Genomic DNA, 15,128 nt, shown 5'->3' on the forward strand with positions numbered 1-15,128 from the left:
GAGCGCGCGCGGCGCCGCGAACGCGGCCGCGCGCGATCACGGGCCCCGCGCAGCAGGGGTGGGGCCCCGGCGGCTTCGCCGGCGGGGCGGGGGCGCAGCCCTCGAGGCGACATGAGAGGCCTCTTCGTCACCGCCACCGACACCGGCGTCGGGAAGACCGAGGTCGCGTGCGCGATCCTCCGGAACGCGCGCGCCGCGGGCCTGGACGTCATCGGGATGAAGCCGGCGCAGTCCGGGCACGATCCCGGCGAGCCCTCCGACGCCGACCGGCTCCGCGCCGCGTGCGATGGAGCCGAGCCGCTCGAGGTCATCTGCCCGTACACCTTCGCGGCGCCGCTCGCGCCGGCGGTCGCGGCGCGGGTGGAGGGCAAGACGGTCTCCCTCGCGCGCATCGTCGACGCGGCCCGCGCGCTCGCGGCGCGGCACGAGGCCGTCCTCGTGGAGGGCGCGGGCGGGCTCCTCGTCCCGCTCACGGAGCGCGAGACGTACGCGGACCTCGCCCGGGCGCTCGGGCTGGCCGCGCTCGTCGTCGCGCGCGCCGGGCTCGGGACGGTGAACCACGTCGCGCTCACGGTGGAGGCGCTCCGCGCGCGCAGGATCCCGCTCGCCGGGATCGTGCTGAACCGCACCGTCGCGGAGGACGATCCGTCGGTCCCGCACAACGTGGCGGAGATCGCGCGATTGACTGGGTGTGAACCGCTCGCGACGCTGCCGTTCGTGCGCGATATCGCCGAGCGCGCGTCGATCGTGCGATCCAGGCTCGCCGGAAAGATCCAGTTCTAGGCTTCCCGGGCGAAAAATGGATCGCCCCGGAGATCGATCCTAGAGATCGCGACGTGCCGAACGTCGTCGATCTCACCCTCGTCTCCCGCGCGCGCCGCGCGCTCCACGCCACGCTCGACGAGCGCGGCCTCGGCTTCTTCCTCGCGCCCGGCTCCCGCACGCCGAAGCTCGAGCCGCGCCGCATCGCCTGGGTCGTCGAGGCCGCACGGCGGAACGTGTCGCACCGCGCGCGCCACGATCCGAACGCGCTGTCGCGCACGCGCCGCGTGCTGCGCCGCGAGCTCATCCGGCTCCTCACGCAGGCGATGCTGCAGGCCGGCCTGTAGGCGCCGCCGCGCGCCCGGCGCGGGCGGAGTCGGGGCGGACCACCCGGGAGTGGGCCGGCGGGCCCGGAAGGCGCTATGAGCCCCACCATGAACGGCGCACCCGCAGCGATCCGCGACCGGGGCCCCATCCTCTCCGGCCAGGACCTGCACCTCTGGAACGAGGGCCGGCACCTCCGCGCATACCGCGTGCTCGGCGCGCACCTCGCGACGGTCGGCGGCCAGGCCGGCGTGGCGTTCGCGGTGTGGGCGCCGAACGCCGACGCCGTGAGCGTCGTCGGGGACTGGAACGGCTGGGTGCCGGACCGCGACCCGCTGTCCCGCGAGGGCGGCTCCGGGATCTGGGCCGGGTTCGTCCCGGGCCTCGGCCAGGGCACCGTCTACAAGTTCCACGTCCGCTCGCGCCTCCACGGGTACGCGGTCGACAAGGCAGACCCGTTCGGGTTCCGTCACGAGACGCCGCCCAGCACGGCGTCGGTGGTGTGGGACCTCGACTATTCGTGGAGCGACTCCGAGTGGATGAGGACGCGGTCGGCGCGGAACGCCCTCGACGCCCCCATCTCCATCTACGAGGTGCACCTCGGCTCGTGGCGGCGCGATCCCGCCGAGCCGCGCCGGTTCCTCTCGTACCGCGAGATCGCTCCGCTCCTCGCCGAGCACGCCGTCGCGATGGGCTTCACGCACGTGGAGCTGCTCCCGGTGATGGAGCACCCGTTCTACGGATCGTGGGGCTACCAGGTGACGGGGTTCTTCGCGCCGTCGTCCCGCTACGGCGCGCCGCAGGACCTGATGTTCCTCGTCGACACGCTCCACCAGGCGGGCGTGGGGGTGATCCTCGACTTCGTGCCGGCGCACTTCCCGTCCGATCAGCACGGCCTCGGCTACTTCGACGGGACGCACCTCTTCGAGCACGCCGATCGCCGGCAGGGGCACCACCCCGACTGGAAGAGCGAGATCTTCAACTACGGCCGGCACGAGGTCCGGAGCTTCCTCGAGTCTGCGGCGATGTTCTGGCTCGACGCGTACCACGCGGACGGGCTCCGCGTGGACGCGGTCGCCTCCATGCTCTACCTCGACTACTCGCGGAAGGCGGGGGAGTGGATCCCGAACGCGTACGGCGGCCGGGAGAACCTCGACGCGATCGCGTTCCTCCGCGCGATGAACGAGGACGTCTACCGCGAGTACCCGGACGTGCAGACGTACGCGGAGGAGTCGACGTCCTGGCCGATGGTGTCGCGGCCGCTCTACGTGGGTGGGCTCGGCTTCGGGCTCAAGTGGGACATGGGGTGGATGCACGACACGCTGCGCTACCTCGGGCACGACCCCATCCACCGGAAGTACCACCACAACGAGCTCACCTTCCGGACGATGTACGCCGGCTCGGAGAACTTCGTCCTGCCGCTCTCGCACGACGAGGTCGTCCACGAGAAGGGCTCGCTGCTCGGCAAGATGGCGGGCGACGACCGGGCGAAGTTCGCGAACCTGAGGCTCCTCTACGCCTGGATGTTCGTGCAGGCCGGCAAGAAGCTCCTCTTCATGGGCGGCGAGCTCGCGCAGGGGCGCGAGTGGAACCACGAGCAGAGCCTCGACTGGCACCTCCTCGCGGACGAGCGGCACGCGGGCGTCTCCGCGTTCGTGAAGGACCTGAACCGGCTGTACCGCGCGATGCCCGCGCTGCACGCGCGGGACTGCGCGCCGGGCGGCTTCGAGTGGATCGACTGCGGCGACGCGGAGAACGCCGTCGTCTCCCTGCTCCGGCGCGGCGGGGAGGCCGACCCGCCCCTCGTCGCCGTCTTCAACTTCACGCCGGTCCTCCGCGCCGATTACCGGATCGGCGTGCCGTTCGGCGGCTTCTGGCGGGAGGTCCTGAACGGCGACGCGCGGGAGTACGGCGGGTCGGGCGCCGGGAACTGGGGCGGCGTCGATGCGGAGGACCTGCCGTGGCACGGCCGGCCGGCGTCGGTTCCCCTCACGCTGCCGCCGCTCGCGGCGGTGTTCCTCGCCCGGGCCGATGGCGGGAGCCGCTCGTGGTGAGCCCCGCGCCCGTCGACGGGTGAGGGGGCGCGCGCCCGTCAGCCGACCTTCGGCGCCTTCTTCGTCACGTACCGGAGGCGGAGATCGGTGAGGAGGTTCTCCATGAACTTCTCCTCCTCGGGGGTGAGGTTCCCCTTCGTCTTCACGCGGAGCATCGCGAGGATGTCGATCGTCTGCTTCGCGAGCGGCAGGTCCGCCGGGGCGGGCTCACCCGTCTCGGGGTGCGGGGCGTCGCCGAGGTGCACGAACGCGCTCGACGCGAGGGAGAGCACGAAGGTGTAGAAGTCGATGGCGCCGGGGGTCTCGTCCGTCATGGCCGTCTTCCTCGTTCAGTCGAAGTCGAACGCGATCCGCTCCGCGGCGTAGCCGCGCTGCACGAGCAGCACGAGCTGCCCGCTCCGCCGCGCCCGCGCGGCCGCCTTCCGGAAGTCGTCGACGGTCGCCACCTCGCTGGAGTTCACCTCGCGCACGAGGTCGCCGGCGAGGAGCCCGGCCTCGTCCGCCGGCGAGCCGCGCGCGACGGACCGGACCACGACGACCGAGCCGCCGCGCACGCGCTCGTCGCCGAGCTGGATCCCCACCCGCCGCGCGACCAGGTCCGCGGCGTGCTGCGGGCCGAGCTCGACCGCGGTCACCGCGGCGGTGGTCTTCTGGCGACCGCGCGTCAGGTCGACCCGCGCCGTCGCGCCGATGGGGAGATCCCGGACGCGGAAGCGGAACTCCTCCGCGGTCTCGATCGAGAAGCCCTCGACCGCGTCGACGACGTCGCCCTTTCGCACGCCGGCCCGATCGCCCGGCGAGCCGGGATCCACCGCGGTGACCACCACGCCGCCGCTCGCGCCCTCCGCGGCGCCCTCCTTCGGCGGGAGGTCCGCGACGACGATCCCGAGGTAGCCCTCGCGCACCTCGCCGTGCGCGACCAGGTCCTCGGCGATCCGGCGGGCCCGGTCGATGGGGATCGCGAAGCCGATGCCGGCGTTGCGATCGCCGAGGATGGCGGTGTTCACGCCGACGAGGCGTCCGTCGATGTCGAGGAGCGGGCCGCCGGAGTTGCCCGGGTTGATGGACGCGTCGGTCTGGATGAAGTCGAAGAGCGTCCGGTCCCCGGCCCTGAAGTTCCGGTGGACCGCCGAGACGACCCCCGTCGTCACGGTGTGCGAGAGGCCGAACGGGTTCCCGATGGCGATCACCGTCTCGCCGATCATCAGGTCGTCGGAGCGGCCGACCGGGACGTAGGGGAGCCTGTCCTTCGTGTCGAGCTTCAGGACGGCGAGGTCGGAGGACGGATCGGTCCCGACCACCTTCGCGATCACCTCGCGGCCGTCGAGGAGCCCGACGCGGAAGCGCGCCCCGCGCTCCACGACGTGGTTGTTCGTGAGGACGTACCCCTCCGGCGAGACGATCACGCCCGAGCCGAGCGAGGTGACCTGGTAGCCCTTCCTGTAGCGGGGCCGCTCGAAGAGATCGCCGAAGAGCAGGTCGCGCGCGGAGCTCCCCCGCGACGGTACGCGGATGCGGACGAGCTCCTCGGCGGAGACGTTCACGACGGCGCCGCGGACCTTCTCGACCGCGACGACGACCGGCGTGCGCCGGCTCGCCTGCGAGCCCTCGGTCGCGCGCGGGAGCGTGAACCCGCCGCGCAGGGGCGCGGGCGTGTCGGAGCGCGCGCTCGCGGTGGCCGCGAGCGTGCCGTCGAGTCGGGGCGCGAGGGAGAGGGCGGCGAGGACGAGCGCCGCCGCGACGACGGTGAGGAGGAGCGCGCGGGCGAGCCGCACCGCGCCGCTACGGCTGGGCGGTCTCGCCGCCCGCGCCGCCCTCGTCTTCGCCTTCGTCGGCATCGTCCACGTCGTCGAGGTCGTCGAGATCGTCGCCCTCGATCGAGGCCTCCACGGGGACCGCCTGATCCGCGAGGTCGGGCAGGCCCTTCAGGTGCTTCTCGTAGTCCTTCTCGTCGAGCTTGCCCTTCCTCACGTACCGGTGGGCAACGCGCTTGTCGACGAGCTTGTTCTCGAAGTCGGCCATTTCTCTCGATCTCGGGGGCCCGGGACGTCCGGGGAGGCGGAAAATAGGCGCCGTCTTGCGGCCCCGTCAAGCGCGTGTTACCGCTGTCGCCATGCCGGTTTCCGACGCCGCGGGGGGCGCCGCGCGGCGCGCACGCCTCGGTGGGTTGTACGCCATCGTCGGCGGGGCGGCGGCGGTCTCGCAGGCGGAGGCCGCGATCGCGGGAGGCGCCTCGGTCGTCCAGGTCCGGGTGAAGGACCGGCCCGCCGGCGAGATCCTCGACATCGCCCGCCGGATCGTGGCCCTGGCGGCCGGACGGGCGCTCGTCATCGTGAACGATCGCGCCGATCTCGCGCTCCTCGCCGGGGCGGATGGCGTCCACCTGGGTGACGAGGATCTCCCGGTGCCCGACGCGCGCCGGCTCCTCGGGCCGGACCTCCTCGTGGGGCGCACGACGCGCACGCTGGAGGAGGCGCGCGCCGCGCTCGCGGGCGGGGCCGATCACGTCGGCTTCGGGCCCGTGTTCGGCACCCGGACGAAGGTCCTCGCCGTGCCGCCGCGGGGGCTCGCCACGCTCGCCGAGGTCGCGCGGGCGCTGCCGGCGCCGGTCGTGGCGATCGGCGGCATCGGGCTCGACACCATCTCCGAGGTCGCCCGCGCCGGCGCCGCGTGCGCGGCGGTGATCGACGCGCTCTTCGGGGCGGGCGATCCGGCCGCGAACGCTCGGGCGCTCGCGGCGCGCTTCGAGGCGGGGCGGGCCGCGCGCCCTCCGCGCGAGGAGGCCCGGCGATGAGCACGAAGCGGCCGCGGATCGGCCTCACCCTCGACGCGGACGAGCAGCGGAACCGGTACGAGCTCGGGCGCGGGTACGTCGACGCCGTGCTCGCCGCCGGCGGCCTCCCCGTCCTCCTCCCGCACGACCGGAGCGTCGCCGCCGCCTACCTCGCGCTGCTCGATGGCCTCGTCGTGACCGGCGGCGCCTTCGACGTGCCGCCGGAGCTCTACGGCGAGCCCCGCCGCGACGTGTGCGGCGTCCTCAAGCCCGAGCGGACCGCGTTCGAGAAGGACCTGCTCGAGGCGGCCCTCGCCGCCCGCCTGCCCGTGCTCGGCGTCTGCGGCGGCATGCAGCTCCTGAACGTCGTGCAGGGCGGCTCGCTGCACCAGGATCTCGCGGCGGACGCGGGCATCCGCGGGCACGAGCAGCCGCCGCCGAAGGACGTCCCGTCCCACGAGGTCTCGGTCCAGCCCGGGACGCAGCTCGCGCAGCTCGTCGGCGCGGGTCCGCTCCCGGTGAACTCGACGCACCACCAGGCGGTGCGCGATGCGGGCTCGGGCGTGCTCGTCTCGGCGCGCGCGCCGGACGGCGTGATCGAGGCGATCGAGCTCCCTGACCTCGAGTTCGCGGTCGGCGTCCAGTGGCACCCCGAGGCGGTCCTCCGGCACGAGCCGCGCCACGCCGCGCTCTATCGCGGCCTCGTCGACGCGGCGCGGAGCGGGCGGCGGTGACGAGGAAGGCGAGGCCGCGGGTCCTCGTCGCGGCCGGGCTCGATCCCACGGGCGGCGCCGGGCTCGTCGCCGATCTCGAGGCGCTCCGCGCGGTCGGCGCGGAGGGCTGGGCGGTCGCGACGGCGCTCACCGCTCAGGGGCCGCGCGGGGGCCGCGGCTTCGCCCCGACCACGGAGGTCTTCCTCCTCGCCCAGATCGACGCGCTCCTCGACGGCGGGCGGCGCCCGGGCGCGGTGAAGACCGGCATGCTCGGCACCGCCGGGCTCGCCCGCGTCCTCGCGGCGCGCCTCGCGGAGCGACCGCTCGGGAGGGTCCCGCTCGTGGTGGACCCCGTGCTCGCCGCGTCCTCGGGCGCGCCGCTCCTCGATACGGGCGGCGCGCCACCTGGCGAGGCGCTCGCGCCGCTCCTCGCGCGCGCGCGGCTCGCGACGCCGAACCTCCCCGAGCTCGCGCTCCTCACCGGCGCGGACGTCTCGACCGACGACGCCGCGATCGTTGCCGCCCGGCTCCTCCCCGCCCGCGCGGTGCTCGTGAAGGGCGGTCACCGCGCGGGCGCGCCGGTGGACCTGCTCGTCGAGGGCCGCAAGGTGACGCGCCTCGCCGGCCGCCGGCGCGCCGGCACCGCCCGCGGCACCGGCTGCCGGCTCGCCTCCGCGATCGCGGGGCTCCTCGCGCGCGGGGCGACGCTCGAGGAGGCGGTGCGCGGGGGGAAGCGGGTGGTCGAGCGGTATCTGGACGCGGCCGCGCGGGATGGGATCTCGCGGGGTCGCGACTTCCGGCGCCCACGCACTCCTCGGTAGGGCGAGGCCCGTTCTCCCCCGGGCGGTCGGGTTCCGCGTGCTTGGGCGGGCCGCTCCGTGGGCCGGGCCGGTCCTTCACGGCGGTGCTCGGGACGCGGGACTTTGGCGGGGCAGATGATCGGACGAGGCCGTGCGCGCGGGGCCGGCGCACGTCCGCTCGTGCCAGCCGCGACGGCGTTCACGACGGCGCCCCGTGCGCGTACCGCTCGGCGGCTGTCACGATCCGTGACAGGCCGGCTGAAGTACTGCGGCCCGGTCCGTACGAAACGCCCGGTCCCTGCGCGCCGGCGCGAAGGCCCGTCCCGGCTGTCTCCGCTTCAGTGGGCGATCGTGGCTGCTGGCGAATGAAGGCAGCAAGGACGCGACGCCGGGGCCGCGATCTCACGCCTGCTCACGCGATCTCAGTGGCCGTAAGCCGAGGCACGCACGGCATTGCGGGCGGCCCCCCATCCGCAGCAGCACCTCGCCAGGACGGCACCGCCACGGGTCACGTGGAGCGCAGGTCGATGCGGGGACCAGCCAGCCAGACTTCCCCGGAGATCTTCCCCTCTCCCCCACCGGGGGAGAGCAACCGTGTTGAACGTCAAGCCGCAACGGTGACTGGCGCGTCCTCCGTCCAGGGCGCGCCGTCGCGCATCATCGCGTTCAGGCGAACGAGCAGCTTCCGCATGCAGGCGACGTGGGCGACCTTTGCCGGCTTTCCGGCCGCGAGGAGGCGGTCGTAGAAGGCCCGGATCGTCGGACTGCACCGGATCGCGGTGAGCGTGGCCATGTAGAGCGTGTGGCGCACGGCTCCGCGCCCGCCCCAGATCGCGCGCCTTCCGCGGAGTGTGCCGCTGTCCCGGTTGAATGGCGCGACCCCGACGAGCGCCGAGATCTTGCGACCGTTGAGGCGTCCGAGCTCGGGGACCTGGGCGACGAGGGCGCAGGTGCTCACGCGGCCGATCCCGGGCGCAGAGCGCAGGATCTGCTCCTTCACACGCCAGAGCGGACTCTTCTTGATCGAGCCGTACAGGTCGTCGTCGACGTCCTTCAGGCGCCGGCGCAGCCAGGTGATGTGCTCCTCGATGTCGCCACGAACGACCGGGAGCGCGGTCGCGAGGCGGTTCGACTCCGCAGTGATCATGTCGACGAGCTGCCGGCGCCGGAGCACGACCGCCTGCAGCGCCTGCGTTTCCTCGTCGGGCATCGGCCGCGGCTCTGGCCTGAGGGCCTCGCCGAACCGCGCGATCACCTCGGCGTCGAGCACGTCGGTCTTGGCGAGCTGGCCCGTGGCGCGACCGAAGTCCCGCACCTGGCGCGGGTTCACGACCGCCACGGCGATGCCAGCCACCGTGAGCGCTGCCACGAGCGGCGCCTGGTACCCGCCCGTCGCCTCGACGATCACGAGCTTCGGCTCGAGCGGCTTCAGCCTCTCGACGAGCGTCGCGAAGCCCGCCTCGTCGTTCGTGACCGCCCACACTTCGCCAGAAGGCCGCACCGCCACGTCGAGCCGCGCCTTCGACACGTCGATGCCGACGAACGCTTCGCCCATGAGCACCCGTCCCGGTTGACCACTCCGTCGGCCCGTCCTTGCAGGATTCGAGCTCTTGGCTCTGGCAACCGTTCGGGCTCGGGAGTGAGATGGCTGCACGGCGATCTCATGCTCTCCCGCGGTGTTCGCCACCAAGGGCCGATCGATCTGCCGTGCAGCCAAGCGGTTTCCCATGACTCTCCCCGACATACAAGGGCCAGGGTGAGGGGGCCCGTTGCCTGCGTTCACCATGAGTAGCGCCCCGGCGGTTCCGTACTGGAGACGTCGGCGGGCGGGGGAAGATCTCCGGGGAAGCGGCCGATCTTCGGCAGTGCGGCGGTGCCCGGCCGCGCCCCTACGCCCCCGGCCGCCGCTCCATCTCGGCGAAGAACGTCGTCGTCTTGAAGAAGACGAGGTCGATCGTGCAGGTCGGGCCCTGGCGCTGCTTCGCGACGATGAGCTGCACGTTCAGCGTGTCGCCCTGCGAGTTGCCCTGCTGGACGTCCTTGTTCTCCTCCTCGTTCCGGTGGAGGAACATCACGATGTCGGCGTCCTGCTCGATCGCGCCCGACTCGCGGAGGTCGGAGAGCATGGGCGGCTCGCCCTTCCGCTTCTCGACGCCACGGTTCAGCTGCGAGAGCGCCACGATGGGGCACTCGAGCTCCTTCGCGAGCGACTTGAGCGAGCGGCTGATGGTGGCGATCTCCTGCTCGCGCGACTGGTTCGACCGGTCGGACGGTGCGTGCATGAGCTGGAGGTAGTCGATCATCACGAGGTCGAGCCCGCCGTTCTCGCGCTTGAGCTTGCGGCACTTCGATCGCAGCTCGACCGGCGTGAGGACGAAGTTGTCGTCGAGCCAGATGCTCGCCGCGCCGATCCGGTCGGCCTGGGTGGCGAGCTTGTTCCAGTCGTGCGTCGAGAGCTGGCCCTGCGAGAGGCGGCGCCAGTCGAGCTTGCCCTCCGACGCGAGCATGCGGAGCGCGAGCTGGTCGGACGGCATCTCGAGGGAGAAGAAGGCGACCCGCTTCCCGGCCTTCACCGCGGCGTGGGTCGCGATGTTCAGCGCGAACGCCGTCTTGCCCACCGACGGGCGCGCCGCGAGGACCGTGAGCGTGCCGGGCTGGAGGCCGAGGGTGTTCTTGTCGAGCGTGCCGATCCCGGTGGGCACGCCGGTGATGGGGGAGAGGCCGGCCTGGACGCGCTTCTGGACCGCCTCGAGGTTCTCGAGCGCGCGCAGCACCGGCTCGGAGATCTTCTTGAGCGTGTCGACGGTGGTGCCCGCCGCCGCCCCGAACACCTCCTGCTGGGCGGCGTCGAGGAAGGGCTGCACGTTCGCGCCCGCCTCGTACCCACGCTCGACGAGCTTCTGCGCGGTGAGCATCATGTGCCGCAGCCGCGCGAGGTCCTGCACCGTTCGCGCGTAGTGGATGACGTTCGCGGCGGTGCCGATGGCCCGGGCGAGGGAGAGCGGCAGGTCGTGCGGCACCGCCGCGCCGAGGAGCCCCTTCGCGTCGAGCCGCTGCTGGACGAGGACCGGGTCGAGCGTCTTCGCCTCGCGCGCGAGCTCCTCGCACACGCCGTACACGTGCTGATGCGCGAGCAGGTAGAAGTCCGCCGGCTTCAGCACCGCCGCGACCTGATCGAAGGCGGTGTCCTCGGTGAGGATCGCGCCGATCACCGCCTGCTCCGCCTCGAGGCTGTGCGGGAGATCGCGGGCCGAGCGGAGGGGGGAGACGGCGGCTTCGGAGGACCGTCGGGCGGGATCGAACTCGGCCATGGGCGGCGCGCACTCTAGCAGCGGGGCCTGACCGATTTCATTGTCGGAACCCGGTGGATAAGTCGGTGGAAGACGTGGAAAACCCGGGGGAGGAGCGTGTGGAAGAGGCGTGGATCGTTTCGCGGGGTCCCGGCCGGCCGGCGTCGACCGCCGCTCGGGTCGCGGTGTACCTTCGAAGCATGACTTCCCATCGCTCGATCGGCGCCCGTGCGCTCCTCGTCGTCGCGGTCGCCCTCCTCGCCGGCTGCGCCGAGCTCTCGAAGATCGCCGAGGGCGCGGTGCAGCGGCCGCACCTCACCTTCCGGAGCGCCGCGCTCCAGGCGCTCGATCTCGAGGGCGCGACGGTCGGGTTCACCTTCGACGTCGAGAACCCGAACGGCTTCGGCGCGAAGGTCGCGCGCCTCGGGTACGGCGTGGACGTCGAGGGCACACGGGTCGCCACCGGCGAGATGCCGGGCGGGCTCACCATCCCGGCGAACGGCAAGGCGCCGGTCACGTTCCCGGTCCGGGTGCGCTTCCGTGACGTGCCCGGGATCGCCGCGCTCCTCGGGCGGCGCGACGCGGTCTCCTACCGGCTGTCCGGAACCCTCGGGATCCAGACGCCCCTCGGGGTCGTGGACCTCCCGATCTCGCACGAGGACCGGCTGGCCCTTCCCCGGCTGCCGGACTTCGCCATCGAGGGGCTCTCGATCCGGAACGTCTCGTTCGGCGAGGTGGGGCTCGAGGTCCGCGTCGCGGTGAAGAACCCGAACGCCTTCCCGATCCCGGCGAGCCGGCTCGATTACGCGCTGTCGATCGCCGGGAACGCCGTGGCGCGCGGCGACGGCCGGGCGATGCAGCTCGTCCCCGCGGGCGGGAAGAGCGTCGTCAGCATCCCGCTGAAGGTGGAGCTCGCCGAGGTTGGGCGCGCGGCCAGCGACCTCGTCCGGGGCGGGGCGGTCGACGTGGGCCTCTCCGGGACCGCCGACCTCGCCGGGATCCCGGTGCCGCTCGACCTCCGCGCCCAGCTGCCGGCGCGGAGGTGAGACGGCGCAGCTCGGCTCCCAGAAAAGAAGAACGCCCGGGCGGGGAATGGGAGCCGCCGGGCGTTCGGTGTCGGCGAGGGAGGGGGAATGCCGACGTGATACGATGTATCAAGGTGCAGGCGGATTGACAAGCGGTTGCTGTGAGACTTCTTAGGGGTGCCTCAGGCGACGTGTCCCGTAGTCGTGCGACACGGCTCCCGGCCGCCATCGCAATCGGCCCGTGAAGCACGCGTCCGGGTCGGGAACGCGAACCGCTGGGCGCTTCGATCGGCGAGGGAGACGCAACGCAGATCGGTGAAACCCGGTAGCAGCGCAGCAACGGGCGGTCGCCGGCGGAACGGGCCGCTCGACGCGTCGCGCGCGGCACCGATGCGGGGGGCTCGTCACCTCGCGCCTCGCCTCCTTCACCTCCAGCGGTCCCGTCCCGTGCCCCCCGAACGATACGTTTACCGGGGGTCCGGTGACGCGTATGGGTCGTCGGCGCTCCCGCCCTCCCGAGGTGATCGACATGAGAATCGTCGCCGCGTCCCTCGCCGCCGTCGCGCTCGCCTGCGCCGGGTCCCGCGCTCACGCGCCCGCGGCCTCCGCCGCGCCTGCCGCGCCGGCGATCCCGGTGGAGTACCACACGCTGCCGAACGGCCTCCGCGTCGCGCTCTCGCCCGATCGCTCGGTCCCGAAGGTCGCCGTCGGCGTCTACTACGGGATCGGCTTCCGGGTGGAGCCGAAGGGCCGGACCGGCTTCGCCCACCTCTTCGAGCACATGATGTTCCAGGGCTCGAGGAACCTCGGGAAGATGGAGTTCATCAAGCTCGTGCAGTCGAACGGCGGGAACCTGAACGGCTCGACCCGCTTCGACTTCACGAACTACTACCAGGTGGTCCCGTCGAACGTGCTCGACACGGTCCTGTGGGCGGAGGCCGACCGGATGCGCGGCCTCGCGGTGAACCAGGAGAACCTCGACAACCAGAAGGGCGTGGTGAAGAACGAGGTGCGGGTCAACGTGCTGAACCGGCCCTACGGCGGGTTCCCGTGGCTCGACATGCCGCAGCTCGCGAACGAGAACTGGCACAACGCGCACAACTTCTACGGCGACCTCGCCGATCTGGACGCGGCGACGCTCGAGGACGTCCAGGCCTTCTTCAAGACCTACTACGCGCCGAACGACGCCGCGCTCGCCCTCGTCGGCGACTTCGATCCGAAGGAGGCGCTCGCGCTCGTGACGAAGCACTTCGGCGCGATCCCGCCGGCGACGCAGCCGCCGCGGCCGGATCTCTCGGAGCCGAGGCAGGAGAAGGAGAAGCGGGCGGAGAAGGTGGACGCGCTCGCCGAGCGCCCGGCGCTCGCGGTGGCGTGGCACGTCCCCGAGCGCGGCACGCCCGAGCACGCCGCCTTCGTGATCCTCGACCAGCTCCTCGTCCAGGGCCGCGACGCCGCCCTCCACCAGAAGCTCGTGCAGGAGAAGGGGCTCACCGGGGAGGTCGAGGGCGGCGTCAACCTGCTCGGGAACGCATGGGACTACCAGGGGCCGATGCTGGAGATCGTCTACCTGTTCCACGACAGGGAGCACGGGCCCGACGAGCTCCTCGCCGCGATCGACGAGGCGGTGCAGCCGTTCATGGACCGTCCGGTGGACGCCGAGGCGCTCGCCCGCGCGAAGGTGAAGGCGCGCTCGGCGCTGTACGGCGAGATGGAGTCCTTCAGCGGGTTCGGCCTCGCCGACCTGCTCGCGTCGGCCGCCCTCTTCGACGGGGATCCGGCGAGGGTGACGCGGATCCCCGACGAGCTCGAGAAGGTGACGCCCGAGCTCGTCCAGAAGGTCGCCCGGGAGTACCTCCGGAAGACGAACCGCACCGTCCTCGTCGTGAAGACCAAGGGCTAGGGAGACCACCATGCACGCGCTCGTCGCCGCCGCCGTCGCGATCCTGCTCTCCGCCGAGCCCGGGAACCCCGCCGCCGAGGCCCCGCGCGAGAGCCCGCCGCCGCCCGGCCCGACCCCGGCCTTCCGGCTCCCGGCGCTCCGGCGCTTCACGCTCGACAACGGCCTGCAGGTGACGCTCGTCACGGTCGGGCAGATGCCGAAGGTGACCGTGCAGCTCGCCGTCCGGATCGGCACGGGCGACGAGGCGGCCACCGAGACCGGGCTCGCGAAGCTCGTCGCCGACATGCTCGTCGAGGGTACGAAGACGCGCTCCGCGCCCGAGCTCGCCGCGCTCGCCGCGCGGTGGGGCGGCTCGGTGGAGACCGCGGTGACGGCGGACGAGACCACCGTCGGCGGCACCGTGCTCTCCGAGTTCGCGCCGGACCTCGTCGCGCTCGTCGCCGACGTCGCCCGGAACCCCGCCTTCCCGGAGAAGGAGCTCGAGCGCGTCCGTACCGACCGGATCCGGGAGATCACCATCGCCCGCACCATCCCGCAGACGCTCGCGCAGGAGCGGTTCCTCGCGCTCACGTACCCCGGCCACGCGTATGGCCGGCTGCTGCCGACGCCGGAGCAGGTGAAGGGCTACGCGCGCGCCGACGTCGTGAAGTTCCACGCGGCGAGCTTCGGCGCGGGGCGCGCGCACCTGTACGTCGCGGGCCGCTTCGACGCGGCGCGGACCGAGGCCGCCATCCGGGAGGCGTTCGCCGGCTGGGCGCGCGGGGCGCCTCGGCAGCCGGTCGCGGCGCGGCCGGCCTCGAAGCGCGAGGTGAACCTCGTCGAGCGCCCGGGCGCGGTCCAGTCGACGCTGTACGTGGGCCTCCCCGTGCTCGATCCGCGGAGCCCCGACTACCTGAAGCTCGTCGTCACGAACACGCTCCTCGGCGGCTACTTCTCGTCGCGGATGACCGCGAACCTCCGCGAGGCGAAGGGCTACACCTACTCGCCCCGGAGCCTCGTGTCGGTGCGGGCCGGCGCGCCCGGGTACTGGGTGCAGGTCGCGGACGTGACGACGGCCGTCACCGGCGCGTCGCTGAAGGAGATCTTCGGCGAGATCGACAGGCTCCGCGCGGAGCCCCCGACCGCGAAGGAGCTCCAGGCGGTGCAGGCGTACCTCGCGGGCCAGTACGTGCTGGAGGTCTCGCGCCGGGAGGGGCTCATCGAGCGGCTCCGGTTCGTCGACCTGCACGGCCTCCCGGAGACCTGGCTCGAGCAGTACGTCCCGACCGTGAAGGCGGTCACGCCCGCCGACGTCCAGGCGATGGCCCGGACGTGGCTCGACGGCTCCCGGATGACGGTGGTGGTGGTCGGCGACCGCAAGGAGATCGAGGGGCAGGTGAAGCCCTTCGGTGACGTCGTCGTCGCGGCGCCGCCGCGGACGTGACGGCCGCCCGCCGGGAGGGACGCGCCCCGGCACGGGCGCTCGCCCTGCGGGGGACACGATCGCG

General features: G+C 73.0%; 14 protein-coding genes. 9 read left to right on the forward strand and 5 right to left on the reverse strand.

Going from position 1 to position 15,128, the window contains the following annotated elements; genetic code table 11:
- Window positions 1–111: 111 nt before the first annotated feature.
- The 3 genes from bioD (at window position 112) to glgB (ending at window position 3,140) form a co-directional block, all read left to right on the forward strand.
- Window positions 112–783: a dethiobiotin synthase gene (gene bioD, locus AMOR_RS13040; protein WP_248361728.1), complete on the forward strand. Its 672-nt coding sequence runs from the start codon at window positions 112–114 to the stop codon at window positions 781–783.
- A 53-nt stretch (window positions 784–836) separates the two neighbouring features.
- Window positions 837–1,109: a hypothetical protein gene (locus tag AMOR_RS13045; RefSeq protein WP_248361730.1), complete on the forward strand. Its 273-nt coding sequence runs from the start codon at window positions 837–839 to the stop codon at window positions 1,107–1,109.
- An 87-nt stretch (window positions 1,110–1,196) separates the two neighbouring features.
- Window positions 1,197–3,140: a 1,4-alpha-glucan branching protein GlgB gene (gene glgB, locus AMOR_RS13050; protein ID WP_248361732.1), complete on the forward strand. Its 1,944-nt coding sequence runs from the start codon at window positions 1,197–1,199 to the stop codon at window positions 3,138–3,140.
- A gap of 38 nt (window positions 3,141–3,178) precedes the next feature.
- Here glgB and AMOR_RS13055 read toward each other — a convergent pair whose 3' ends face one another.
- Genes AMOR_RS13055 through AMOR_RS13065 form a run of 3 tightly spaced genes read right to left on the reverse strand, consistent with a single transcriptional unit; the run spans window position 3,179 to window position 5,162 of the window.
- Window positions 3,179–3,454, reverse strand: coding sequence for a DUF1844 domain-containing protein (locus tag AMOR_RS13055; RefSeq protein ID WP_248361734.1), 276 nt, complete (start codon window positions 3,452–3,454; stop codon window positions 3,179–3,181).
- Between the two features lie 15 nt (window positions 3,455–3,469).
- A complete protein-coding gene (locus AMOR_RS13060; RefSeq protein ID WP_248361736.1) occupies window positions 3,470–4,915 on the reverse strand; it encodes a trypsin-like peptidase domain-containing protein in 1,446 nt (481 codons plus the stop codon).
- Window positions 4,916–4,922: 7 nt separating this feature from the next.
- Window positions 4,923–5,162, reverse strand: a complete 240-nt coding sequence (locus AMOR_RS13065; protein ID WP_248361738.1) for a hypothetical protein — start codon at window positions 5,160–5,162, stop codon at window positions 4,923–4,925.
- A 91-nt stretch (window positions 5,163–5,253) separates the two neighbouring features.
- Here AMOR_RS13065 and thiE point away from each other — a divergent pair, with 91 nt between their 5' ends.
- The 3 genes from thiE to thiD are packed head-to-tail and all read left to right on the forward strand — an operon-like array spanning window position 5,254 to window position 7,447.
- Window positions 5,254–5,934, forward strand: a complete 681-nt coding sequence (gene thiE, locus AMOR_RS13070) for a thiamine phosphate synthase (protein ID WP_248361740.1) — start codon at window positions 5,254–5,256, stop codon at window positions 5,932–5,934.
- Window positions 5,931–6,647 (forward strand): gamma-glutamyl-gamma-aminobutyrate hydrolase family protein, encoded by a 717-nt coding sequence (locus tag AMOR_RS13075; RefSeq protein WP_248361742.1) that lies wholly within the window; start codon window positions 5,931–5,933, stop codon window positions 6,645–6,647. Before thiE ends, AMOR_RS13075 begins: the two co-directional genes overlap by 4 nt.
- Window positions 6,644–7,447 (forward strand): bifunctional hydroxymethylpyrimidine kinase/phosphomethylpyrimidine kinase, encoded by an 804-nt coding sequence (gene thiD / locus AMOR_RS13080; RefSeq protein ID WP_248361744.1) that lies wholly within the window; start codon window positions 6,644–6,646, stop codon window positions 7,445–7,447. The genes AMOR_RS13075 and thiD overlap by 4 nt, the downstream gene beginning before the upstream one ends.
- A gap of 583 nt (window positions 7,448–8,030) precedes the next feature.
- On the opposite strand, the gene AMOR_RS13085 is transcribed toward thiD, so the two are convergent.
- Window positions 8,031–8,981 carry an IS110 family RNA-guided transposase gene (locus AMOR_RS13085; RefSeq protein ID WP_248355018.1) on the reverse strand — a complete coding sequence of 317 codons (951 nt, stop codon included), beginning with the start codon at window positions 8,979–8,981 and terminating at the stop codon, window positions 8,031–8,033.
- Window positions 8,982–9,315: 334 nt separating this feature from the next.
- Window positions 9,316–10,737, reverse strand: coding sequence for a replicative DNA helicase (gene dnaB / locus AMOR_RS13090; protein WP_248361746.1), 1,422 nt, complete (start codon window positions 10,735–10,737; stop codon window positions 9,316–9,318).
- A 179-nt stretch (window positions 10,738–10,916) separates the two neighbouring features.
- Between dnaB and AMOR_RS13095 the strand changes: the two genes are divergently transcribed.
- The 3 genes from AMOR_RS13095 to AMOR_RS13105 all read left to right on the forward strand — a co-directional run bounded on the left by AMOR_RS13095 (window position 10,917) and on the right by AMOR_RS13105 (window position 15,064).
- Complete coding sequence (locus AMOR_RS13095) at window positions 10,917–11,762, forward strand: LEA type 2 family protein (RefSeq protein WP_248361748.1); 846 nt, start codon at window positions 10,917–10,919, stop codon at window positions 11,760–11,762.
- Between the two features lie 508 nt (window positions 11,763–12,270).
- Window positions 12,271–13,641 (forward strand): M16 family metallopeptidase, encoded by a 1,371-nt coding sequence (locus tag AMOR_RS13100; RefSeq protein ID WP_248361750.1) that lies wholly within the window; start codon window positions 12,271–12,273, stop codon window positions 13,639–13,641.
- Window positions 13,642–13,651: 10 nt separating this feature from the next.
- A complete protein-coding gene (locus tag AMOR_RS13105; RefSeq protein ID WP_248361752.1) occupies window positions 13,652–15,064 on the forward strand; it encodes a M16 family metallopeptidase in 1,413 nt (470 codons plus the stop codon).
- The last annotated feature ends 64 nt before the right edge of the window (window positions 15,065–15,128 follow it).

It is taken from the genome of Anaeromyxobacter oryzae, assembly GCF_023169945.1.
Classification (GTDB): domain Bacteria; phylum Myxococcota; class Myxococcia; order Myxococcales; family Anaeromyxobacteraceae; genus Anaeromyxobacter; species Anaeromyxobacter oryzae.